Here is a 21,616-nt window from a genome sequence, read left to right as displayed (position 1 = left end):
TCTAGTATCCGTCGATTCCGTTGATCTGTCGCAGGCGGTCGCGCATCGTTTTTTTCAGATCGTAGCCGGGCCGGCCGTATTCCGCGTTGCGACGGGAGATATATTCCTCCTGCTCCCGCCGCAGCTTGCGCGCCTGCTGTGGCGTCATCTTCTCAGCGACCGCCCTGACATACGACCCCTGGACCTCGCGATCGAGATCGGCAAGCTCGGGGTTGGCGCAGATCGCTTTTTCCACCTTGCGGCGGGCGGTGACGCAATTGAAGCTCGGCTTGCCGGCGATCGCCTTCAGCGCGCCTAACCGCTCCAGCTCCTGCGCCAACGCCCGGTGGTTAGCTCTGGCCGTAACGTGGTCCGGGTTCAGCTTGATCGCTGCCGCAAAATCCGTCACCGCCTTCGGCAGGTCGCCCTTCTTGCGCCAGAGTTCGCCGCGCGTGTTATGGATATCGGCGAGCGAGGGATCGAGCCGCAGCACGCCGTCATAGTCGGCGATAGCGCGCTCAGTCATCTCCTTGCGCTCGTAGGCAGCGCCGCGCGCAATCAGCGCCTTGATGCGGTCGGCCTTTTCCGTCTTGGCGTTGTCGATCAGCGCGCCACAGTTCGCGACCGTCTTGTCGTCGTCACGCGCCAGCGCGGCGGCCAGGCAGAGCGCGGGGTCCACGCGCAGATCCTTGGACGGTTCGGCACCGGTCGCCAATACGCCCTGCACTGACGCGATCCATAACAAGGAAGCCGCGACGAGTTTGCGGATGTCGGAATGGAATCGCATCAATTGATCCGGGAAGCCTTGTGATCCGGGAAGCGTCGGATTGGCGCGCGATCCTAGCAAGCCGCGCACTTTTTCGACAACTGGCGTGTGCGCGTATCCGTTTTCGTACGGGGACAGATTCTGGCTGAAACATGACACGCGCGAAAACACCGTCATACGCACGCGGATGGATAGGTTCGGTCACGAAATTTGCCTTGAACCTTTTGCAGCTCTCGCGGACTCAATATCCATGACCACATTGACCGACTTCAATCCGCCGCGCACGATTGCGCAATCCCAAACCGGCTACTTCTATTTTTACATGGCGCTGGCCTGCACGGCCGTCGCCTTTCTCGGCTTTGCGCCGACCTACTGGCTGCCGATGGCGAAGCGGTCGTTTTCGGCTTCCCCGGTCGTCCACTTTCACGGATTATTGTTCTTCGCCTGGTCACTCTATTTTGCTTTCCAGAGCTGGCTTGCCGCATCCGGCAAGGTCGCCTGGCACCGCACGATCGGAATGATCGGCGTGTCGCTGGCGACCGCGATGACGATCTTCGGCTTCCTGGTGGCTGTCAATGCAATGAAGCGCTCCGCCGCGGCGGGATTGACCGATGACGGAATCGCATTCGCGATTGTTCCGCTAAGCGGAATTCTTTTCTTCGCCGTGGTGTTCACGCTGGCCATCGCCGCCATCCGCAAGCCCGAGACGCACAAGCGGCTGATGCTGCTGGCCGGCATCTCGCTATTGGACGCCGCGGTCGCGCGCTGGTTTCTGACCTTCCTGGCGCCTCCCGGCCCGCTCGGTCCGCCGCCGGTGCCGGTGACCATCCCGCCAGCCTTCGTTGCCTATCTGTTGCTGGTGGTCGCCATGGTGTTCGACTGGCGCACGCGCGGCCGGCCGCATCCGGTCTACGTCTATGGCGGCATTGCGCTGATCGCCGTCAAGCTTTTGAACTGGCCGATCAGCGTGTCGCCGCTGTGGCATGCCTTCGCAGGCGGCATATTGGCGATGGCGCAATAGACTTGCCGGACTGGACTTGCCGGATTTGGTGCTAGATTGATGGCGACATCGATCTCGACCGGCAGGAATCCCAGATTTGCTAGCATTCGAATGGATCATCGGGCTGCTGCTTGGCGCGGTGGGGCTGTCCGCGCTGGCGCGGCGGCTCAAGGTGCCCTATCCGACATTTCTTGCGATCGGCGGCATGCTGCTGGCATTCGTGCCCGGGGGTCCGTCGTGGGCGCTGGAGCCTGAGCTGGCGCTGGCGCTGTCCGTGGCGCCGGTGCTGCTGGACGCCGCTTTCGATACATCACTGCGCGACCTCCGCAACAACTGGCTGCCGGTCTCGACACTGGTGCTGGTCGCGGTCGGGGTCACGACCGCCGCCGTCGCTGTCGTCGCGCACTGGCTGCGCCCGGACATGCCGTGGGCGGTCGCGATCGCACTCGGCGCCATCGTGGCGCCGCCGGACGCCGCGGCGGCCACCGCGATCCTGCGCCAGATCAACCCCCCCTACCGCATCCAGAAGATCCTCGAGGGCGAAAGCCTGCTCAACGATGCCAGCGCGCTCCTGATCTACCGCGTCTGCGTCGGCCTGGTTGCCGCCGAGCACATGAAGGTGCACGAGTTCGTGCCGTCCATTGCGCTGGCGCTGTTCGGAAGCCTCATCGCCGGCTTCCTGTTCGCACGGGTCTGGGCGCAGATCACGCGCCGCATCACCGAGGCGCCCAGCGCCATCATCACCCAATTCGCCGGCACCTTCATGGTGTGGATCGTCGCCGAGCATATCGGGCTATCAGGCATTCTCACCATCGTCGCCTATGCGATCACGATCGCCCGCACCGCGCCCGAGCGTACCCCGGCGCGGCTGCGCGTGGCCTCCTATGCGGTGTGGGAAACCGTCGTGTTCGTGCTCAACGTGCTGGCATTCATTATGATCGGCATGCAGCTCAATCCGATCTGGTCCGGGCTCGACGACGAGGTGCGGTTCAAATATTGCAGCTTTGCCGCGACGATCTTCGCCGTCGTGGTCTTCGCCCGCATCACCTGGGTGATGTCATACGGCGCCTTGCTGCGCGCCTTGAATGCGTATGGCTTGCTTCCTCCCTATGTGTCTCCCGCGGTACCGACGGTGGAACGCGGCATCATCGTGTCCTGGTGCGGGATGCGCGGCATCGTGACGCTGGCGGCCGCCTTCGCGCTACCCGAGAGTTTTCCGTACCGCGACCTCATCCTGCTGACGGCCTTTGCCGTGGTGCTGGGAACGCTCGTGGTCCAGGGCCTGACGCTGCGGCCGGTGATCCTCGCGCTGAAATTCGAGGAGGACGATCCGGTCGCGCGCGAGGCCGCGCAAGCCCGCTGCATCGCCTATCGCGCCGCGCTCGAGGCGATTGAATCCGATCCTTCCGAGGAAGCCGAGATCCTGCGGCTCGAATACCGCGCTGTGCTGCTGCGCGCCGAAACCGAACCCGAACTCGGCATCGCGAGCAGCGAACTGCCGGCCGATCCGCTGCGCCGCCGCGCCATCGGCGCGGCACGAGAGGCGCTGTTGAGGATGCGTCATCTCGAAGAGATCAGCGACGACGCCTTCCACCAGGTGGAAGAAGAGCTCGACCGCGCCGAATTGAGCGCACAGGCATAACGCGCGTTACGCGCCCGACTTGCTCGTGATACCGCCATCGACCACGAGCTCGATGCCGGTGACGTATTTCGATTCATCCGAGGCGAGAAACAGCGCGGCATTGGCGACGTCCCAGGCGTCGCCCATGTGCCCCATCGGCACCTGCGCGTCGCGTGCCCGCCACATCGCTTCCACATCGCCCTTGGCGTAGCTCTGCGCGAGACCTGCCGAATGCTCGACCATCGGCGTCTTCATCAATCCCGGCAGGATCGCGTTCACCCGCACATGCTTTGGCGCGAATTCGACCGCCGTGGTGCGCGTCATCTGGTTCATCGCCGCCTTGCTCGCATTGTAGCTGACATAGGAAATGCCGACATGGCGGATCGAGGCGATCGAGGAGATGTTGATAATCGAGCCGCCGCCCTGCTTCGCCATCACCGGAATGACGTGCTTCATGGCGAAATAGGCGCTCTTGAGGTTGACCGCGAAGACGTGGTCCCAGCTCGCTTCGCTCACCTCGACGACGCTGCCGACCTCGGCGATGCCGACATTGTTGTCGAGCACGTCAATGCGGCCGTAGGCCTTCAGGCACGCCGCCACCATCGCCTCGACCTCGGCTTCACGCGAGACGTCGGCGGTGAAAGCGGTGGCTTTGCCGCCTTCGCCCGTAATGATCTCGACCGTCTCCTTTGCTGCCGCCGCGTTGCGATCGACGCAAAACACCTGCGCGCCCTCGCGCGCAAAGGTGACGGCGGTCGCCTTGCCATTGCCCCAGCCGGGACCGATCGAGCCCGCGCCCACCACCATCGCCGTTTTGCCCTTGAGCCGTTCCATCGACTTTCTTCTCCCAGTGAGTTTCTCATTTTCTTGTAGCCCGGGTGAAGCGAAGCGCAACCCGGGATTCTTGTTTTGCAGTTTCCCCGGATTGCGCTTCGCTCCATCCGGGCTACGGATTGCAGGCGCGCATGATCGTCACATCAATTCCGACCGGACGACCGAATATGTCAGATAATGTTCTGCAATTGCCATCATGGCACAGCCGCCATTCGCCGGCAGAACCGGAATTGCCAAGCACCACTTCCGGCAACGGCGCTCGCGCGGGCTGCCATTGAAACCAGCCATCGATCAATCGCGCTTCCGGCGGCGGTTCCATGCCGGCGCCGCTGCCTTTGATGCGCGCCTGCACCAGTTCCAGCCCCTGCGGCGTGATACGCCAGTCTTCCTGCCAGTCGGACTTCTCGATCGAATGCGTCCATGCAAGCGTGAACGCCGCAACCGACAGCATCTTCACCACGCCGGCCGAAGCGAGGCAAAGGCTCATGCCGCCGCCACCGCGCTGCGCGAACGCTGGCGCCATTGCCAGACCACGACGGCCGCTGCCAGCACGAAGCCGATGGTGTCGCTGAACGCGAACTCGCCGAGCAGGCACAGCGCCGCACCGAAGGCGACCGCGATCTCAAGCCAGGTCAGCCGCGTAAACAGGAAACCGATGGCGACGATCCCGAACAGGCCGATCGCGACCAGCGCCTTGAGCATTGCCAGCGCCACCGCGCCGTAGAAACCCAGCTGGACCGCCATGGGATCGCCCGCCTGCAGCATCAGGGCCGGCGAGTAGACGAAGATGAACGGAATGACGTAACCCGCCAGCGCGATCCGCATCGCCTCCCAGCCGATCCGGTCGGGATTTTCCTTCGCGATTGGCGCCGCCGCGAGCGCGGCCAGCGCCACCGGCGGCGAGAGGTCGGCCATGATGCCGTAATAGAACGCAAACATGTGGCTCGCGATCAGCGGCACGCCGAGTTTGGCGAGTGCCGGCGCTGCGAGCGCCGCGGTGATGATGTAGGTCGGAATCGTCGGGATGCCGGTGCCGAGCAGGATCGACAGCAGCATGGTCATGACCAGCGCCAGGAACAGGCTCTTGGCACCGAGCCCGATGATCCAGCCGCCGAAGATGGTGCCGACGCCGGTCTGTGTCATCATGCCGATGATGGTGCCGACGATGGCGCAGGCCATGCCTACGGTGAGCGCCGATTTGGCGCTGTCAGCGAGTGAATCGCGGCAGATCGCGAGCGTCGTCCGGCCGCCCCGCGTGAACGCGGCAATCAGGAGCAACCCGCCGACGACGCACGCGATCGGAACGATCTCAAGGCCAGAGCGCGACACCGCGGCCACCACCAGCGCGAGCCCGAACCAGAAGATGTAACGCACCACGGTGTGGGAGAGACCGAGCGTGATGCTGGCGCCGAGGATCAGGGCGACCGTCAGCGCAAGCCCCATGCTGCCGGCGTAAAGCGGCGTAAAACCTTCGAACAGCATGTAGACCAGCGCGACCAGCGGCAACACCAGGTACCAGCGCGCTACCAGCGCTTTCCAGGCGTTCGGGATTTCCGAACGCTTCATGCCGACGAGCCCATGCTTGCCGGCTTCCAGGTGCACCATCCAGAACGCGGACGCGAAATAGAGGATGGCCGGGATCACCGCGGCCTTGACGATCTCGGAATATTGCACGCCGAGCGTCTCGGCCATGATGAAGGCGACCGCGCCCATCACCGGCGGCATGATCTGCCCTCCCATCGAGGCCGTGGCCTCGACGCCGGCGGCAAAGGCGCGGCGATAACCGAACTTGATCATCAGCGGAATCGTGAACTGCCCGACGGTCACGACATTGGCGACGCCGGAGCCGGAGATGGTTCCCATCAAGCCGGAGGCGAACACCGCGACCTTGGCAGGTCCGCCGCGGGCGCGGCCGAACAGGCCGAGCGAGACATCGGTGAAGAGCTGGATCATCCCGGCGCGTTCGAGGAACGAACCGAACAGAATGAAGAGGAAGATGTAGGTCGCCGAGACATAGATCGGCACGCCGTAAAATCCTTCGGTGCCGAAGGAAAGATGCGTGATGACCTGATCGAAATCATAGCCGCGATGGTTGAAAGGCTGCGGCAGATACTGGCCGAAGAACCAATAGAGCAGACACGCACCGCACATCAGCGGCAGCGCCAGTCCCATCAATCGCCGCGTACCTTCGAAGATCAGCACGGCAAGCAGCGTGCCGACCACGAGATCGGCGCGCGTCGGATCGCCGTCGCGGGCGATCAGGTCGGCGTAGAATATCCACTGGTACAGTCCGCACAGAAAACCCGCGCCGCCGATCAGCCAGCCGAGCGCCCGGCCGAAATCGCTTTTGGCGGTGAAGTTGCCGATCAGGCCGAAGGTCATCAGCAGCAGGAAGCCGACGTGAACGCCGCGCACCACCTGGCTCGGCAGATAATTGAACGCGGCGACGTAAAGCTGGAAGGCCGCAAAGACGATGCCGATGGCATAGGCAAGATAGCCCCAGCCGCCCGGGCCGAAGCCTGCCGGAAAACCATGTTCGAAATTGTCGAACTCGACCCTAACGGGCTCTTCCGGCCCCTCAGCTTGCCGCATGTCCGTGATTCCCTGCCCGCGCCGGTTATACCGGCCCGGCCACGCCCGGGAAAGACAGGAAAGTGCGAGATAACCGCCAAGCGTCCGTCAATGCGAGCGCAGCGACTTGTCGGCCGTAGCTCGAAGAACGAAGGCGGAAGCCATCCATCGCGCCGCAAGCTGAGACATGGATTGCTTCGCTACGCTCGCAATGACGGCAGGACTCGCAGGCCCGGCCTACTTCATCACGCCCTTTTCTTTGTAATATCGGATCGCGCCGGGGTGCAGCGGCACCGGGCTGCCGGTCGCGGCCGTCTCCAGTTTGATCTCCTTGCCGGCCGCGTGCGCGTTGACGAGTTCCGGAAGCGATTCGAAGATCAGGCTGGTCATCTGATAGGCCAGATCATCGGAGACCGCCGCACTGGTGACGAGATAGTTCCCCACCGCGGCCGTCGCGACGTCCTTGTCCTGGCCGGTATAGGTGTTGGCGGGAATCATGGCCGGCACGAAGGGCGGACCGATCTTGTCGACGACGGCCTTCGGCACCGACACCACGGTGATTTCGGTCGACGTCGAGAGATCCTTCAGCGAGGCGACGCCGAGGCCGGCCGACTGCAGCGTCGCATTGAGCTGGCGGTTCTTCATCAGGTCGACGGATTCGGCGAACGGGAGATATTCGACCTTGCCGATGCTTTTGTAGGTCATGCCGGCGGCCGCCAGGATGGTGCGCGAGTTCAGTTCCGTGCCTGATCTCGGCGCCCCGACCGAGAGGCTCTTGCCCTTGAGGTCGGCGAGCGTCTTGATGCCGCTGTCCGATGTCGCGACGATCTGGATGTAATTCGGATAGATCGCCCCCAGGACGCGCAGCTTGTCCAGCTTCGACTTGAAGCCGGCTTCCTCGTCGCCCTCCCAGGCTGCCTTGAGCGAATCGCCGAGCGTGAAGGCGAGTTCGCCGCGGCCCTGTTGCAACAGGATCAGGTTCTCGACCGAGGCCTTGGTGGCCTGCACCTGCGTCTTCACGTTCGGAATCTTGTCGCTGTAAATCTTTCCGATGGCGACGCCGAGCGGATAATACACGCCGGAAGTTCCGCCGGTCAGAATGTTGATGAACGACTGCGCATGCGCGCCGTTGGCAAAAAATATGGCCGCCATGGCAATGGCGGCTGCAATCAATCGGGAGTTCATGAAAACCATTCTCCGCTTATTTTGGCCGGGAAGGTGGACGGGCGGCGGCTCCGGGTCAAGCCGTCCGATAAGCTAAAAAGATGCGCCCGGCATATGCCTACAAGGCCCTTGCCACGGTTACCCAAATTGGACTGAATGCGCCCGCGAAAGGTCCGGGGGGCACCGGGTCTGGGAGTTAACGGGTCACCGGGGAAAGCATGGCAGAAGACAAGACAACGCCGCCCAATGACGAGGTCATTGCGGTATCCGACGAAGCCTTGCAGAAGGCGGAGTCCTTCGTCGAGGCGGAAGAAGGTGCGGCCAACCGCCTGATGGGGTGGGCGGGGAAAATTTCGACCGCGATCGCCGTGGTCATGAGCCTGTTTCACCTCTACGCGGCCTACGCCATCGTTCCGACCCAGGAACTGCGCTACATCCACGTCGCCTTCACGCTGGTCCTGAGCTTCCTGCTGTTTCCGCTGGCGACGCGCTTTCGCAATCGCGTGCGCTGGTGGGACATCGTTCCCGGGGTCGTCGCGGTCGCGACCATCGTCTATGCGCTGTGGGGCGGCGACGACTTTACCGACCGCGCTACCATGCCCGACCACTGGGACATCGTCGTCGGCATCGTCTTCATCGTGCTGCTGCTGGAGGCGACGCGGCGCACCACCGGCGCGATCATGCCCGTGGTGTCGCTGCTGTTTATCGCCTACGCCATGCTCGGCCCGTATTTGCCGGCGCCCTGGACCCATCGCGGCTACGACATCGCCCGCCTGGTCGGTCATCTCTTCATTACGCTGGAAGGCATTTTCGGCGTCGCCGTCGACGTGTCGGCGACACTGATCATCCTGTTCACGATTTACGGCGCATTCCTGCAGCAATCCGGCGCGGGAAAATTCTTCATCGATTTCTCGCTGGCGCTGATGGGCGGAAAGCCGAACAGCGCCGGCCGCACCGTGGTGCTGTCGTCATTCCTGCTCGGCGGTCCCTCCGGATCAGGCGTCGCCACGACCGTCATGATCGGCACCGTGGCCTATCCGATGATGGCCAAGGCAGGTTTTGAGAAAAACGCCGCAGGCGGCTTGCTCGCAGCCGGCGGGTTGGGCGCGATCCTGTCGCCGCCGGTGCTGGGCGCCGCCGCGTTCCTGATCGCCGAGTTTCTCAAGATCAGCTACCTCGACGTGATCTGGATGGCGACGATCCCGACCTGTCTTTATTACATGTCGCTGCTGTTCATGGTCGAACTCGACGCCAAGAAATTCCACGCCAAGGACGTGACGTTTACGCCCGAGATGTCGCTCGGCCAGATGACCAAGCGCTACGGCTTCCACTTCATCTCGCTGCTCGCCGTGGTCGTATTCATGATCATCGGCTATTCGCCATCGCTGTCGGTGTTCTACGCCATCGTCGTCACCTTCGTGCTCAGCTTCCTGCGCAAGGAAACCGCGCTGATGCCGAAGAAGCTGGTGAAGGCGCTGGCCGACGGCTCGATCGGCGCGCTCAATGCCGCGACCACCTGCGCCTGCGCCGGCATCGTCGTCGGCATCGTGACGCTGACCGGTCTCGGCCTCAAATTCTCGTCGATCGTCATCAGCTATGCCGGCGGCAGCCTGCTGCTGACGGCGATCTACACCTCGCTGATCGTCTGGATCATCGGCCTCGCGGTGCCGGTCACCGCCTCCTACATTATCTGCGCGGTCATCGCGGCGCCCGCGCTGATCAAGCTCGGCGTGCCCGACTACGCCGCGCACATGTTCATCTTCTACTATGCGGTGCTGTCCGAGGTGTCGCCGCCGACGGCGCTTTCGCCGTTCGCAGCCGCTGCCATCACAGGTGGCGATCCCTACAAGACCACGCTGCAATCCTGGAAGTACACGCTGCCGGCGTTCCTGGTGCCGTTCGTGTTCGTGCTCGACCCGCAGGGCGTTGGCCTCCTGCTGTCGATCCCGAAGGGCGGGTCATGGGTCGATATTGTCGAGATCACGATCAAGACGACCTTCGGCCTGCTGGCGCTGGCGGCGTTCGCCCAGAACTGGGCGCTGCGACAAAATACAGCGGTCGAGCGCGGCCTGCTTCTGCTATCGGGATTGTTGCTGGTGTTTCCAAGCCTGATCGAGGCGATCATCGAAGGGATCATCGGCCGCGATATCAGCTACACCTATGTGCCGGGCCTGATCATCGGTCTCGGCGTGGTGCTGTGGCAGGCCAGAACGCGGGCGCCAGAGCAGCCGGCGCTCACGACATAGTCAACGAAGGGATTGAGGAGACAAAAATGAAAAAGACCACAGCCATGTTGGCGATGACCCTGGGCCTCGCAATTGCGGGCGCGGCCTATGCCCAGCAGAAAACCATGTCGATCGGAACCGGCGGCACCGGCGGCGTCTATTATCCGCTCGGCGGCGCAGTTGCCAACGTGCTGTCGAAGAGCCTTCCCAACGTGCAGGCCACCGCCGAGGTCACCGGCGGCTCGGTCGACAATCTCAAGCTGATCGGCGCCGGTAAGAGCGAATTGGGCTTCACCATGGCCGATGCCGCGCTCGATGCGCTCAACGGCGAGGACAAGTTCAAGAGCGGCAAGCTGCCGTTGCAGGCGCTGCTGGTGGTCTATCCCAACCGCATGCATGTGGTGACGGTTGAAGGCACCGGCATCAACACCATGGCGGACCTGAAGGGCAAGCGCGTCTCGACGGGGTCGCCGGGCGGCGCCACCGAAGTGATGGCGTTCCGCGTCATCGAAGCCGCCGGCCTCGACAAGGACAAGGACATGAAACGCGAGCGGCTCGGCGTCGCCGAATCCGTCAACGCCATCAAGGACCGCAAGATCGACGCGTTCTTCTGGGTCGGCGGCATTCCAACCGCCGCGGTCACGGACCTCGCCGCGACGCCAGGCATGAAGATGAAACTGGTCGACCACGGCGACCTGGCCGAGAAGATGAACGCCAAATACGGCAAGCTCTATTCGCCCAACAAGATCAAGGCGGGCTCGTATCCCGGCTACGACAAGGACAATTCCATCACCGAGGTCTGGAACCTGATCGTCACCAACGACAAGATGAGCAACGAGGATGCCTACACCATCGTCAAGACGCTGGTGGAGAAGAAGGCCGATATCGTCGCCGTGCACAAGGAAGCCGAGAGTTTTTCGCTCGACAACCAGCTGCAGGAGCGCTCGCCGATCCCGTTCCATCCCGGCGCGCTGAAATACTTCAAGGAGCAGGGTATCGGCAAGTAGCCGTAGGGTGGGCAAAGCGACTTGTCCGCCGTAGCTCGAAGAGCGAAGGCGGAAGCGTGCCCACCACTTGCATGACTTCGATAGAGATGGTGGGCACGGCGCAGTCGCGCCTTTGCCCACCCTAACGGGAACTGAACCGTTCGGATAAAGTTACCTCGCGGGCATGGATGCACGTGAGACAAATTTGGCCAATGTCGAGAAGCCAGGCGTTGAGCGGGCGCTGGATGCGCTGAATTTCTTTCTCGCCGACGTGCGCGACGGCCTCGGCCCCTATCTCGCAATCTACCTCCTGACAGAACAGAAATGGGACGAGGCCTCGATCGGCATCGTGATGTCGGTGGCCGCGCTCGCCGGGATCATCGCCCAGACGCCCGCCGGCGCGCTGATCGACCGCACGACGGCGAAGCGCGCATTGATGGTAACGGCGGCCGTCCTCGTCACCCTTTCCTGCATCGCCTTGCCGCTGATCCACCGGTTTGAACTGGTCGCGGCAACGCAGGCGATCGCGGCGGCTGCCGGAGCGATTTTTGCGCCTGCGGTTGCCGCGGTGACCCTCGGGATCGTCGGCCCGCGCGCCTTTGCCCGCCGCACCGGCCGCAACGAGGCTTTCAACCATGCCGGCAATGCGGTGGCCGCCGCCATTGCCGGCGCTACCGCCTATTCGTTCGGGCCCGTCGTGGTGTTCTGGCTGCTGGCCGCAATGGCGGTCGCCAGCATCTTCGCTACACTCGCGATCCCGTCAGATGCGATCGACCACCATGTCGCGCGAGGCCTCGACGATGGGACCGAAACGAATAGCGCTGGGCACGACAAGCCATCCGGCTTCCAGGTACTTCTGACGTGCAGGCCTTTGTTGATCTTCGCGGTTGCGACGGTGGCGTTTCATTTCTCGAACGCGGCGATGTTGCCACTGGTCGGGCAGAAGCTGGCACTGGTCAACCGCGACCTCGGCACCACGCTGATGTCGGTGTGCATCATCGCCGCGCAGATGGTGATGGTGCCGGTCGCGATGCTGGTCGGGCACAAGGCCGACGTCTGGGGACGCAAGCCGATCTTCACCGCCGCGCTTGCCGTGTTGATGCTGCGTGGCATGCTCTATCCGCTCTCCGAAAACGCCTATTGGCTAGTGTCGGTGCAACTGCTCGACGGCGTCGGCGCCGGGATTTTCGGCGCGCTGTTTCCGCTCGTCGTCGCCGACCTCACGCGCGGCACCGGACATTTCAATATCAGCCAGGGTGCGATTGCGACCGCTGCCGGCCTTGGCGGCTCGCTCAGCACCACGGCCGCCGGCCTTATCGTCGTCAAGGCCGGCTACAGCGCGGCATTCCTCTTTCTTGCGGCGGTGGCCGGGGCTGGACTGATCGGATTTGCGACCATGATGCCGGAGACATTGCGGCGTGCGCAGGATGAGGGAGGCAAGCCCGGCGATTGAAGAAGCGCCGTTCGCCTGCTCTCCTCGTCGAATATGACTTGGTGCGCCGCATCATTGCTGCTGCTGCGAACGAGTCACGGACATCGCGGCGCCGACAAGCGACCACAGGCGTTAACATGCGGAGCCGATCAAGAATTGCCCAGGTGAGTTGGGCGCTCACTGAAGCTCATGAAATGGATGGGTTTATCCGCTCACCGGCAGCGCGTGTTGAAAGGCTGCAATGACCGCAAGATCAGATTCTCGTCTGCGCTCTTAACCCTATTGAAGTAATCATGTGGCTTCCCGCAAAATTCCATTATTGCGACCTCAAGGCGGATGTACCACTGGCGCCGGGGTATCTGTTGGGAGGGCGGGGATGGAGCAGATCAGCTTTAGCGAATATTCGCGCGCAGCTAACTTCGGGCATCGAAAGCTGACGCCGAGGGCCTGCGTCGTCGACAGCAAAAAACACCTTCGCTTGTTTCTTTCCGACGCGCTCGAGGATCTCGGCTTCGTCACCTGCGAATGCGGTCAGACCGGCGATCTGGCGGGCATGCTGCAGACGGAGCAACCGGACCTGATCGTGCTCAGCGTGTGTGTCGACGGGATCAATGTCGGCGAAATTCTCGAGGTCATTGTCCGGAAAAATTTCGGCGGCAAGGTCCTCGTCATCGGACAACCCGATTCAATCATGGTGAAGGCCGTCAGGCAAATTGGCGACGAGTACGGCATTGCCATGCTGCCTTCGCTGCCAACGCCGTTCGGTGCGGCGAGCCTGCGTGCCAGCGTCGCGGAGTTGCTGCCGGCCGAGCCCGCGCCAAGCCCGGCCGTCGATGTCGCCGAGGCCTTGAAGGCCGGCTGGCTCGAATTGTGGTACCAGCAGAAGATCAACACCCGCACGCTGGTGCCGAGCGGAGCGGAGGCACTGGTCCGGATGCGGCATCCCGCCTGGGGCGTGGTCCCGCCGGCCTATTTCATTCCCGACGACAAGGATCCGCATTTTCGCGCGCTGTCCGAATTCGTGGTCGGACGCGCCATCGAAGACTGGCGCTACCTGCTGGAGAGCCAGGGTCCGGTCGACCTTTCGATCAACCTGCCGGCATCGTTCTTCGGCAATGCCGAGGCGGTGCGCGATCTGTGCCGCGCCATGCCCACTCACCCGGCCTTCGGCGGACTTTTAATCGAAATCGACAGCAGCGAGGTGATCGAGCATCCGGACCTGACGGTGGACGCCGCAAGGCGGCTGCGCCTGCACAATATCGCGATCGCCATCGACAATGTCGGCACGGAATGGCCGTCCCTGCTGGAGCTGCGGAGCTTCCCGTTCGCCGAACTCAAGGTCGACCAGCAATACATCAACGGCTGTACCGACGACCGGCTGAAGCAGACGGTATGCCGGCGCATCGTCGAGCTGGCCCGGGACAACGGCGCCCGCGTCGTCGCCCAGGGCGTGGAGACCCGCGCCGATTTTCTTGCCGCCCACGACATCGGGTTCGATCTGGTCCAGGGTCACCTGTTCGGCAAGCCGGTGGCGGTGCGGAAATTTGCCCGTTCCCGCCCTCAGCTCCCATCCGGCTCCGACGAGCCGTCCTGAGCGAGAGCATGATCCAGAAAAGTGGACACCGGTTTTCCCTCGGGACAAACGCGGAACGCGTTTGCCCGGAGATCATGCTCAAACAAGAAGATGATCGAGGAGCATGATTCAACTCAGTTGAAGCATGCTCTCGCCTCACTCGAACTTCATGTCGATGCACTTGGCGATATCGGAGCCGAGGCCCGACGAGATGATGATGCAACCGCGCACCTTCAGATTAGTGTTGTCGCTGGCCCATACCGAATAACCGCCGGGACCGAAGAACGAATTGGTGTTCGGCGGCTCGGTTTCGGTGGCATCGAACGAATAGCTCGAATCGGCATCGAAGATGCGCGGCTTCTTGGCGCAGCTGCCGTCCGCCTGGACGTTGATGACTTCCTTGTTGTCCCGCGTCAGCGCCAGTGAGACCTGGCAGCGGAAATATTCCGACGTCTTGGTGTTGAACACATACGCATAGGATTTGCAGGTCGAGGTGTTGAGCTTGCCCGCGCTCAAGCCGCGGCTGCAGGCGATCCGCTGGTTGTTGGAGAGCTTGAAATCGTCGGCGGCCGCCGCTTGAGCCAGCGTCATGAACGACAGCGCAACACCAAGACCGAGCTTCATGACGTGGTTCATCCTGACCATCCTATGACGTTTTTCGCAATGCATGCTTGTAGCCGGAAAGGCGAACATAGTCGCGAAGTCGAACGCGGGGAATCACAAAGTCTACAGGGCTGCGTGATGCGTCGAAGGTGCCAATTGACGGCACAATGCCGTTCGTGATTTGTTCAAAACGTGGGGCAAGAGGCCGAACGGCCGTGGGGAGGATGGATGATGACGGGCATTTCAACGAAGACGGTTTTGACGATGGCCGCCCTGGCGGGGTTCTCGACGTGCGCATTTGCGCAAGGCGCGGCGCCGACCCCCTGGGAGCTGAAGCCGGACATGGGCTATGCCTATGGCAAGGACGGCAAGACGCTGTCCTACAAGATGGGCACCAATAATGCCGGCACGCTGCTGAAAGGCGCCAAGAAGGTGCCGAAGGGCACCTTGTTCTTCCTCGGCGAGAATGGACAACTCTACATCCGGACCGGCCCCTATCTCGAGGACGACGGCAGGTTCAAGTTCGGGACGAATTGAGGGGCGATCAGCCACAGGCAGGATGTCATCATCCGCGAAAGCGGATGATCCAGTACGCCGGGCCGTCCGCGACTTTGCTCTGATAGTGCCGATTACTGGATGCCCCGCCTTCGCGGGGCATGACGGTTCGGGGTCGTGGCTCAATTAAAACGCCGCCGCCAATTCCTTCGCGCCAGGCTTGCCGGAGTTGAAATCCATGCGCTCGTCGGTCACCGCCAGCAGCTTCGCCACCGTGTTGTGGCGAATCGCGACGGGGTTGCGCTCGTAGCCGCCGCGCTGGAAGAAATTCGAGGTCGGCACCTGTTCGCGCATCGCCTGCGGCATGGTCACCATGTCGAGGCCGGTGCCGTCGCCGGTCAGGTTCATCATTTCGAGTTCGGAGGCCGAAAGCGGGCGATTGTAGCCCTTGGCGCGGGCGAAGATCACGGATGTCAGGAGCTTGTGGGTCTGCAGCATCGGCCCGACGTCGATATCGAGCACCATGGCGTGCACGGCCCAGCCCTGCGGCGTATTGGCGAGCTTCTCATGATCGGACCATGTGTCCGGCACGGTACGCGTGAACGCCACCATCTTTTTCAGCACGGCCAGCTTCTGATCCATCGCCTTGCGCGGCGCGCCGGAGAGCGTCGCGGCCCTTGCCGTCAATTCCTTGATGAATTCGTGGCCCTGTTCGGCCAGCAATTCGACGCTGTTGGTGGTGAGCAGCTGGTTGTAGCCGATCGCGGTCGAGATCGCACGGGAGCCCGGGCGCGAGGCGCTCAAGCCCGACTGCATGTCGTGGTTGCCGGTGCCGCCGGTCTCGAACGAATAGACCCGCACCGCCTGTTCGCGGGTCAGTCCCGCGGCCAGCGCGTAGCGGGCATAGGCGCGCTTGAATTCGACCTCGGACGACGGCCGCTGCGGCACGAACTGGAAATTTTCCGCGGCAACTTTCAGCAAATCGGCGACCACCGGAATTGGCTTGCGCTCGCGCGGCGGCTTTTCCTCCTCCGGCTCCGGATTCACCGGGCGCTTCGGACCGCTGTAGACCGGCGGCTGGGTCAACACATAATCATCAAGCGCAATGCTCTGGCGTTCCCGGCGCTTGGCGTTGCGGCCCTTTCGTCTCTCCGAGATCGAAGACCAATAGGCGCCGGCTTGCTCCTCGAACGCGGCGCGCGCTTCCTCGTACTCTTTCAGCCTGCGGCGATATTCTGCGATCGCCTGCGGTGAGGCCGCTTGCGCCATCGCATCGGTGGTCGAGGGAGGCAATACGTCCGCTTTGACTGCCATTGCAGGCGCGCCCGCGAACAGCGCAAGCGTGACGAAGCCGGAACCCATGCGAATCAATGGCAGGCGCATGGCCCCGTTGTAGCAAGCGTGTCCGCGAAGTCAGCCCCGAAAGGAATCAACTTTGCCGGAAGCCTTCTTCCTTCTCCCCTTGTGGGAGAAGGAAGATCGACGCTGCGAAGCAGCGGCGAGCCGGATGAGGGGTATGTCTCCGCGGAGAGAACCCCTCATCCGCCTTGCCTTCGGCAAGGCACCTTCTCCCACAGGGGGAGAAGGGAAGAGTCTCCTACTCCTGCTCGACGCCGCTCGCTTTCACGAGCTGCGACCACTTCTTCTCATCCTTGTCGATGAAGTCGGCATAGTCTTCCGGCGTGCCGGGCGTGATCTCGGTGCCGTCATTGCCCAGCTGCTTCTTCACCTCGTCGGAGGCGAGCGCGTCGCGCAGCGCCTTGTTGAGCTTGTCGACGATCGGCCGCGGCGTGCCGGCGGGAGAGACAAGGCCGTAATACAGCGAGGCGTCAAAGCTGGACAGGCCCGCTTCGATCATCGTCGGGACGTCGGGCAACAGGCCCGAACGGGTGACGCTGGTGACCGCGAGCGCGCGCAACTTGCCGGCGGAGACGTTGGGATGCGAGGCCGGAATCGGCGCGAACGCCATCGGGATATGGCCACCGAGCAGATCGGTCAACGCCGGCCCGGTGCCCTTGTAAGGGATGTGCACCAGCTTGATGCCGGCAGCACGGGCGAAATATTCGCCGGTGATGTGGCTGGCGGTGCCGGCGCCGGCCGAGCCGAAATTGACGCTGTCGGGATTGGCCTTCGCATAGGCGATCAGTTCGGCCACGCTTTTCGCGGGAAACGACGGATGCACCACCAGCGAATTCGGCGCGTTGCCGATCATGCCGATCGGCGCAAAATCCTTGCGCGGATCGTAGCCGGGATTCTTGTACAGCGAGGGACCGATCGCCAGCGTGCCGGTGTAGCCGAGCAGCAGCGTATAGCCATCAGGATCGCTTTTGGCGACCGCCTTGGTGCCGACCGTGCCGCCGGCGCCGGGGCGGTTGTCGACCACCACCTTTTCGCCGAGCACTTCGCTCATCTTGTCGGCGATGGCGCGGCCGACGATCGAGGTGCTGCCGCCGGGCGCGAATGGGATGACCAGCGTGATAGCGCGAGTGGGATAGTTTTGCGCTTGAGCGCCGTGGAATGCGCCCAGGACGAGCACTGCGGCGGCGACGCAAAGCCATTTCTTGAGCATGCTGAGCGAACTCCCGGGATTATTTCTTATCGTTGGTCCGCTATCGTCGCCGAAACGACCGGTATTCGCAACCCGGCTATGGCGATGCGGGCAGAGCTGTAGGGTGGGCAAAGCGAAGCGTGCCCACCATCGCTGTCGGCGCGCTGGTTCAGAGATGGTGGGCACGGCGCTAACGCGCCTTTGCCCACCCTACCGCACCTCACGATGCCGGACTACCGCCACGCAAATACCGGCTGTTCCAGTTCCGCGACGCGGGTGTTTCTTCCCGCCAGAAGTTCGGCAAATTGATAGATCAGCGCCGCCGTCGGCGCGTGGATATGCTGACCGGCATGGCGGAAGCGGATCACGCGCCGCGTGCTTTCGGGAATCGTGGTGAAGCTGAAGGCGTCGTTTCGTTCGATATCGTCGAGCGCGACGCGATGCACCGATGCGACCTCTGCCGGGTTAGGGATGAGTTCGGTGCTGGTACCCACCCAGACCACCACCGGCGTGATCAGATAGCCCGATCGGGTCGGGTAATCGTCGAGCAGGCCGAGCACATCGCCCTCGCCCAATGCGACGCCGAGTTCTTCATGCAGTTCGCGCAGGGCGGCCTGCGCCTGCGTCTCGCCGTGGTCGCAGCGCCCGCCCGGCAGCGCCCATTGGGCGGCGTGCGAACGCAAGGTCGCGGCGCGGCGGGTCAGCAGAAACGTCGTGCCGCCGCCGGCCTCGGCTTCCGTCAGCGCAATGGCCACCGCCGCGCGTTTCAGCTCAGGCGCCGGGTCGCCCGACGGCACCCGCGTGAATGCCGCGCAGCGACCTGCAATATTCCGCCTTGTGGTATCGTCGAATGACCGGACCATCCCGCTTGACTACAACACAAGCGCAGCCGATGAAATGACCCGGATCGCATGACAACCCGCAGGGAATGGACACCACGACATGACGAGCAAAGCCGCGGACAAACTCAAATCCGACGGCTGGAAGATCGTCGAAACGTCGGGTTTCCTGCACCTGATCGGCCCGCTATGGCAGCGCGTGGTCGACGGCACGCACGAATACGCGCTTGCGACCGAGGACAAGCACCACAATCGCCGTGGCCTGGTGCAGGGCGGCGTGATCATGACCTTCGCCGACCGAACCTGCGGCATCACCGCCCGCTTCGTCTCGGGCAAGCCAACGCTGGCGACCGTGCAGCTCGATACGCACTTTGTTGAAGCCGGCAAGATCGGCGAAGTCCTGATCTCGAGGCCGCATGTGGTACGCTCCACCCGCAGCCTCATTTTCATCACGACAGAAGTGACCGTCGACAAGCGCTGTATCGCGATGGCGAGCGGCGTGTTCAAGATATTGAAGAATGAGAGTTGATGCGCTTTCTTACCTCGCCCCGCTTGCGGGGAGAGGTCGGACTGCGCAGCAGTCCGGGTGAGGGGGTACCGGGCTATCGATCGATCGTGGCCCGGGGAGAGAGCCCCTCACCCCAACCCTCTCCCCGCAAGGGGCGAGGGAGTAGATGCAGCGAATGCGAGGACCCACCCCATGCAATACCGCCAACTCGGCCGCAGCGGCCTAAAGATTTCGCCGATCTGTCTCGGCACCATGATGTTCGGCGGCCCGACCGACGAGGCGACGTCGTCGCGGATCGTCGCCAAGGCGCGCGAGGCCGGCATCAACTTCATCGACTCTGCGGATGCCTATAATGGCGGCCAGTCCGAACAGGTGGTCGGCCGCGCCATCTCCAACAACAGGCACAACTGGATTCTGGCAACAAAACTCGCCAACCAGATCGGCGACGATCCCAATCGCGGCGGGCTGTCGCGGCGCTGGGTGCTGCAGGCGGCGGACGAAAGCCTGAAGCGGCTCGGCACCGACTTCATCGACATCTATTACCTGCACAAGGAGGACCACGCGACGCCGCTGGAGGAGACGGTGCGCGCGATCGGCGATCTGATGCGCCAGGGCAAGATCCGCTATTTCGGCGTCTCGAATTACCGCGCCTGGCGCGTCGCCGAGATCTGCAACATCTGCGATCGGAACGGCATCGACCGCCCGATCGTCAGCCAGCCCTATTACAACGCCATGAATCGTATGCCCGAGGTCGAGCATTTTCCGGCCTGCGGCTATTACGGCCTCGGCATCGTGCCCTATAGCCCCCTGGCCCGCGGCGTGCTGACCGGCAAGTACAAGCCCGACGCCGCGCCCGACAAGGAGACGCGCGCAGGCCGCGCCGACAAGCGCATGATGCAGACCGAATGGCGGCCGGAATCCCTGCAGCTCGCCCAGGAGATCAAGCGGCACGCCGAAGCTCGCGGCATCACCGCCGGGCAGTTCGCGGTTTCATGGGTGTTAAATTCGTCGTTCGTTTCGGCGGTGATCGCAGGTCCGCGCACCGAGGAGCAATGGGACGACTACTTGAAGGCGCTCGATTATCGCTTCACGGCCGAGGACGAGGCGCTGATCGATCAACTCGTGGTGAGCGGCCACCCCTCGACGCCGGGCTTCAACGACCCGGCCTATCCGATCGAGGGACGGCGGGCACGGACGGGTGGCGGAGGCCGATGAACGGATGGAACGGCCCTGTGGCAGATCACCACCTTTAGTTGTATCAGATCTGCAACATACCTTAACGGGATAGTAACCTCGAGCATCGAAGACTTCCCCGTTCAGGCGGAGGTCCAGGTGGTGGACGAGCACAGAATTGCACCACGGCGGCGGTTGTTGAAATCGGGCAGGATATCGTTTGGCGGCGGCGCCGCCATCGATTGCACGATCCGTAATTTTTCCGAAACCGGCGCTGCGCTCGAGGTGAGCTCTCCCGTCGGGATTCCCGAGCGCTTCACGCTGGTGGTCGAAGCCGACCACAGCCATCTGCCATGTCGTGTCATGTGGCGAAAAGAGAAGCGGATCGGGGTTCATTTCGAAACCTGACGCCGCGCAGCGCAGGCGCATCTCAGATCGCGGCGGGACCGGCCCGATACGTCGTGACCAAACCCGCCGCGAAATGAACGCTCCTCGCAGCCTGTGGCGTCAGTGCCTGGATGCGAGGCTGACGATAACGCCTGTCGGCTCAGGCTCGTGCGGCGACAGTTTTGTCAGCGTCTCATCGCTCCAGTAGGCCAGGTTGACGATCATGCCGGCCGGCGCTTCGGACTCGGTAGCTTCGGTCGGTTCCAAAACATTGAGCCCGCCGCTGTCGAGGAAGAACGTATGTTCCCCGAACATGCTGGCAAGTTGCGGAACCACCGGATGGTCGTCGGGAAGCGCCTGGGCTTCGAACTGTTTCAAAGCGCGTTCCACCTGTGCAGAGTTCAATTTCATGCACGACTCCTTGACTGGCTTGGTTGGTTGAGGACCGCATGCGGCCTGACCGCGCGCGGCTGCTGCTTGCGAAGGATAAAGGCGTCAGGTGCTTTGGATCCTGATCGCTCGTCCCCACCAGCACCGCGCGCTGGTTCGCAAGTTGTCGTTCAACCCGCGAGAACAGCGAATTGAACCCGGGACAATGGTGCCTCTTTGCTCCGGTACAACCCGGCAACGAAATTAAACTCGCGATGTTCCCAACAAAGCCAGGCCTGAACCAAACACCAAGTGTGAAAATCTCGTGGCGGCCGCCAACGGGGCGGCCAGCTATCGCCTGTCAGGAATGGGATGCAGCCTCGCCAGTTCGTCGAGCGACAGATGCGCCTCCGCATCATCAAGCGTGAAACGAACGATGACATCCTGACGGCCCACCTGCCCCCAGAGCCCATCCGACGACCATTTCTGCGGCACGGGCCCGCGCAGGCCTTCGACCCAAACAAAATACCATTCCGTCATGGG

Annotated in this window: 21 protein-coding genes; 10 read left to right on the top strand and 11 right to left on the bottom strand. The window is 63.0% G+C overall.

The features are described 5' to 3' along the window. Nucleotide 1: 1 nt before the first annotated feature. Nucleotides 2-766, bottom strand: coding sequence for a tetratricopeptide repeat protein (locus ACPPVP_RS05170; RefSeq protein WP_426531910.1), 765 nt, complete (start codon nt 764-766; stop codon nt 2-4). Between the two features lie 229 nt (nt 767-995). Between ACPPVP_RS05170 and ACPPVP_RS05165 the strand changes: the two genes are divergently transcribed. Beyond that, complete coding sequence (locus ACPPVP_RS05165) at nt 996-1,766, top strand: hypothetical protein (RefSeq protein ID WP_426531908.1); 771 nt, start codon at nt 996-998, stop codon at nt 1,764-1,766. A gap of 76 nt (nt 1,767-1,842) precedes the next feature. Further along, nucleotides 1,843-3,387 carry a cation:proton antiporter gene (locus ACPPVP_RS05160; RefSeq protein WP_426531906.1) on the top strand — a complete coding sequence of 515 codons (1,545 nt, stop codon included), beginning with the start codon at nt 1,843-1,845 and terminating at the stop codon, nt 3,385-3,387. Between the two features lie 6 nt (nt 3,388-3,393). Here ACPPVP_RS05160 and ACPPVP_RS05155 read toward each other — a convergent pair whose 3' ends face one another. The 4 genes from ACPPVP_RS05155 to ACPPVP_RS05140 all read right to left on the bottom strand — a co-directional run bounded on the left by ACPPVP_RS05155 (nt 3,394) and on the right by ACPPVP_RS05140 (nt 7,956). Further along, entirely contained in the window at nt 3,394-4,200 is an 807-nt protein-coding gene (locus tag ACPPVP_RS05155; protein ID WP_426531904.1) for an SDR family NAD(P)-dependent oxidoreductase, read from the bottom strand. Between the two features lie 112 nt (nt 4,201-4,312). Further along, nucleotides 4,313-4,723 carry a DUF1850 domain-containing protein gene (locus ACPPVP_RS05150; RefSeq protein ID WP_426531902.1) on the bottom strand — a complete coding sequence of 137 codons (411 nt, stop codon included), beginning with the start codon at nt 4,721-4,723 and terminating at the stop codon, nt 4,313-4,315. Further along, nucleotides 4,684-6,792 (bottom strand): TRAP transporter permease, encoded by a 2,109-nt coding sequence (locus tag ACPPVP_RS05145; protein WP_426531900.1) that lies wholly within the window; start codon nt 6,790-6,792, stop codon nt 4,684-4,686. Before ACPPVP_RS05145 ends, ACPPVP_RS05150 begins: the two co-directional genes overlap by 40 nt. Nucleotides 6,793-7,008: 216 nt before the next feature. After that, nucleotides 7,009-7,956 carry a TAXI family TRAP transporter solute-binding subunit gene (locus ACPPVP_RS05140; RefSeq protein ID WP_426531898.1) on the bottom strand — a complete coding sequence of 316 codons (948 nt, stop codon included), beginning with the start codon at nt 7,954-7,956 and terminating at the stop codon, nt 7,009-7,011. 197 nt (nt 7,957-8,153) lie between these two features. On the opposite strand from ACPPVP_RS05140, the gene ACPPVP_RS05135 reads away from it, so the two are divergent. The 4 genes from ACPPVP_RS05135 to ACPPVP_RS05120 all read left to right on the top strand — a co-directional run bounded on the left by ACPPVP_RS05135 (nt 8,154) and on the right by ACPPVP_RS05120 (nt 14,172). Beyond that, nucleotides 8,154-10,181, top strand: a complete 2,028-nt coding sequence (locus ACPPVP_RS05135) for a TRAP transporter permease (RefSeq protein ID WP_426531895.1) — start codon at nt 8,154-8,156, stop codon at nt 10,179-10,181. A gap of 26 nt (nt 10,182-10,207) precedes the next feature. Next, a complete protein-coding gene (locus tag ACPPVP_RS05130) occupies nt 10,208-11,167 on the top strand; it encodes a TAXI family TRAP transporter solute-binding subunit (RefSeq protein ID WP_426531893.1) in 960 nt (319 codons plus the stop codon). A 184-nt stretch (nt 11,168-11,351) separates the two neighbouring features. Next, a complete protein-coding gene (locus ACPPVP_RS05125; protein ID WP_426531891.1) occupies nt 11,352-12,599 on the top strand; it encodes an MFS transporter in 1,248 nt (415 codons plus the stop codon). Nucleotides 12,600-12,954: 355 nt separating this feature from the next. Further along, complete coding sequence (locus ACPPVP_RS05120; RefSeq protein WP_426531889.1) at nt 12,955-14,172, top strand: EAL domain-containing protein; 1,218 nt, start codon at nt 12,955-12,957, stop codon at nt 14,170-14,172. A 135-nt stretch (nt 14,173-14,307) separates the two neighbouring features. On the opposite strand, the gene ACPPVP_RS05115 is transcribed toward ACPPVP_RS05120, so the two are convergent. Beyond that, nucleotides 14,308-14,787 carry a hypothetical protein gene (locus ACPPVP_RS05115; protein WP_426531887.1) on the bottom strand — a complete coding sequence of 160 codons (480 nt, stop codon included), beginning with the start codon at nt 14,785-14,787 and terminating at the stop codon, nt 14,308-14,310. Nucleotides 14,788-14,985: 198 nt separating this feature from the next. On the opposite strand from ACPPVP_RS05115, the gene ACPPVP_RS05110 reads away from it, so the two are divergent. Continuing rightward, nucleotides 14,986-15,291 carry a hypothetical protein gene (locus ACPPVP_RS05110; protein ID WP_426531885.1) on the top strand — a complete coding sequence of 102 codons (306 nt, stop codon included), beginning with the start codon at nt 14,986-14,988 and terminating at the stop codon, nt 15,289-15,291. 144 nt (nt 15,292-15,435) lie between these two features. On the opposite strand, the gene ACPPVP_RS05105 is transcribed toward ACPPVP_RS05110, so the two are convergent. The 3 genes from ACPPVP_RS05105 to ACPPVP_RS05095 all read right to left on the bottom strand — a co-directional run bounded on the left by ACPPVP_RS05105 (nt 15,436) and on the right by ACPPVP_RS05095 (nt 18,660). Next, entirely contained in the window at nt 15,436-16,632 is a 1,197-nt protein-coding gene (locus ACPPVP_RS05105; RefSeq protein WP_426531883.1) for a hypothetical protein, read from the bottom strand. Between the two features lie 214 nt (nt 16,633-16,846). Further along, complete coding sequence (locus ACPPVP_RS05100) at nt 16,847-17,818, bottom strand: Bug family tripartite tricarboxylate transporter substrate binding protein (RefSeq protein WP_426531881.1); 972 nt, start codon at nt 17,816-17,818, stop codon at nt 16,847-16,849. 212 nt (nt 17,819-18,030) lie between these two features. Next, nucleotides 18,031-18,660 carry an NUDIX hydrolase gene (locus ACPPVP_RS05095; protein ID WP_426531879.1) on the bottom strand — a complete coding sequence of 210 codons (630 nt, stop codon included), beginning with the start codon at nt 18,658-18,660 and terminating at the stop codon, nt 18,031-18,033. A gap of 79 nt (nt 18,661-18,739) precedes the next feature. Between ACPPVP_RS05095 and ACPPVP_RS05090 the strand changes: the two genes are divergently transcribed. From ACPPVP_RS05090 to ACPPVP_RS05080, 3 genes are all read left to right on the top strand, one after another. Next, complete coding sequence (locus ACPPVP_RS05090; protein WP_426531877.1) at nt 18,740-19,165, top strand: PaaI family thioesterase; 426 nt, start codon at nt 18,740-18,742, stop codon at nt 19,163-19,165. 171 nt (nt 19,166-19,336) lie between these two features. Continuing rightward, entirely contained in the window at nt 19,337-20,359 is a 1,023-nt protein-coding gene (locus tag ACPPVP_RS05085) for an aldo/keto reductase (RefSeq protein ID WP_426531875.1), read from the top strand. A gap of 120 nt (nt 20,360-20,479) precedes the next feature. Then, nucleotides 20,480-20,725 (top strand): PilZ domain-containing protein, encoded by a 246-nt coding sequence (locus tag ACPPVP_RS05080; RefSeq protein ID WP_426531873.1) that lies wholly within the window; start codon nt 20,480-20,482, stop codon nt 20,723-20,725. Nucleotides 20,726-20,824: 99 nt separating this feature from the next. Here ACPPVP_RS05080 and ACPPVP_RS05075 read toward each other — a convergent pair whose 3' ends face one another. Further along, a complete protein-coding gene (locus ACPPVP_RS05075; RefSeq protein WP_426531871.1) occupies nt 20,825-21,115 on the bottom strand; it encodes a hypothetical protein in 291 nt (96 codons plus the stop codon). Between the two features lie 309 nt (nt 21,116-21,424). Further along, nucleotides 21,425-21,613, bottom strand: a complete 189-nt coding sequence (locus ACPPVP_RS05070) for a hypothetical protein (RefSeq protein WP_426531869.1) — start codon at nt 21,611-21,613, stop codon at nt 21,425-21,427. Between the last annotated feature and the right edge of the window lie 3 nt (nt 21,614-21,616).

This window comes from Bradyrhizobium sp. McL0615 (assembly GCF_049993905.1).
Lineage (GTDB): Bacteria > Pseudomonadota > Alphaproteobacteria > Rhizobiales > Xanthobacteraceae > Bradyrhizobium.
Note: the sequence above shows the minus strand (reverse complement) of the source record. Positions and strands in the feature narration are given on the sequence as shown.

Excerpts from the sequence above, each read along its gene's own strand:
- ACPPVP_RS05085 (WP_426531875.1), top strand. The coding sequence starts at position 19,337 with ATGCAATACCGCCAACTCGGCCGCAGCGGCCTAAAGATTTCGCCGATC.
- ACPPVP_RS05070 (WP_426531869.1), bottom strand. The coding sequence starts at position 21,613 with ATGACGGAATGGTATTTTGTTTGGGTCGAAGGCCTGCGCGGGCCCGTG.
- ACPPVP_RS05155 (WP_426531904.1), bottom strand. The coding sequence starts at position 4,200 with ATGGAACGGCTCAAGGGCAAAACGGCGATGGTGGTGGGCGCGGGCTCG.
- ACPPVP_RS05090 (WP_426531877.1), top strand. The coding sequence starts at position 18,740 with ATGACGAGCAAAGCCGCGGACAAACTCAAATCCGACGGCTGGAAGATC.
- ACPPVP_RS05150 (WP_426531902.1), bottom strand. The coding sequence starts at position 4,723 with ATGGCGCCAGCGTTCGCGCAGCGCGGTGGCGGCGGCATGAGCCTTTGC.
- ACPPVP_RS05165 (WP_426531908.1), top strand. The coding sequence starts at position 996 with ATGACCACATTGACCGACTTCAATCCGCCGCGCACGATTGCGCAATCC.
- ACPPVP_RS05100 (WP_426531881.1), bottom strand. The coding sequence starts at position 17,818 with ATGCTCAAGAAATGGCTTTGCGTCGCCGCCGCAGTGCTCGTCCTGGGC.
- ACPPVP_RS05095 (WP_426531879.1), bottom strand. The coding sequence starts at position 18,660 with ATGGTCCGGTCATTCGACGATACCACAAGGCGGAATATTGCAGGTCGC.
- ACPPVP_RS05170 (WP_426531910.1), bottom strand. The coding sequence starts at position 766 with ATGCGATTCCATTCCGACATCCGCAAACTCGTCGCGGCTTCCTTGTTA.
- ACPPVP_RS05075 (WP_426531871.1), bottom strand. The coding sequence starts at position 21,115 with ATGAAATTGAACTCTGCACAGGTGGAACGCGCTTTGAAACAGTTCGAA.
- ACPPVP_RS05115 (WP_426531887.1), bottom strand. The coding sequence starts at position 14,787 with ATGAACCACGTCATGAAGCTCGGTCTTGGTGTTGCGCTGTCGTTCATG.
- ACPPVP_RS05135 (WP_426531895.1), top strand. The coding sequence starts at position 8,154 with ATGGCAGAAGACAAGACAACGCCGCCCAATGACGAGGTCATTGCGGTA.
- ACPPVP_RS05110 (WP_426531885.1), top strand. The coding sequence starts at position 14,986 with ATGACGGGCATTTCAACGAAGACGGTTTTGACGATGGCCGCCCTGGCG.
- ACPPVP_RS05120 (WP_426531889.1), top strand. The coding sequence starts at position 12,955 with ATGGAGCAGATCAGCTTTAGCGAATATTCGCGCGCAGCTAACTTCGGG.
- ACPPVP_RS05130 (WP_426531893.1), top strand. The coding sequence starts at position 10,208 with ATGAAAAAGACCACAGCCATGTTGGCGATGACCCTGGGCCTCGCAATT.
- ACPPVP_RS05140 (WP_426531898.1), bottom strand. The coding sequence starts at position 7,956 with ATGAACTCCCGATTGATTGCAGCCGCCATTGCCATGGCGGCCATATTT.
- ACPPVP_RS05105 (WP_426531883.1), bottom strand. The coding sequence starts at position 16,632 with ATGCGCCTGCCATTGATTCGCATGGGTTCCGGCTTCGTCACGCTTGCG.
- ACPPVP_RS05145 (WP_426531900.1), bottom strand. The coding sequence starts at position 6,792 with ATGCGGCAAGCTGAGGGGCCGGAAGAGCCCGTTAGGGTCGAGTTCGAC.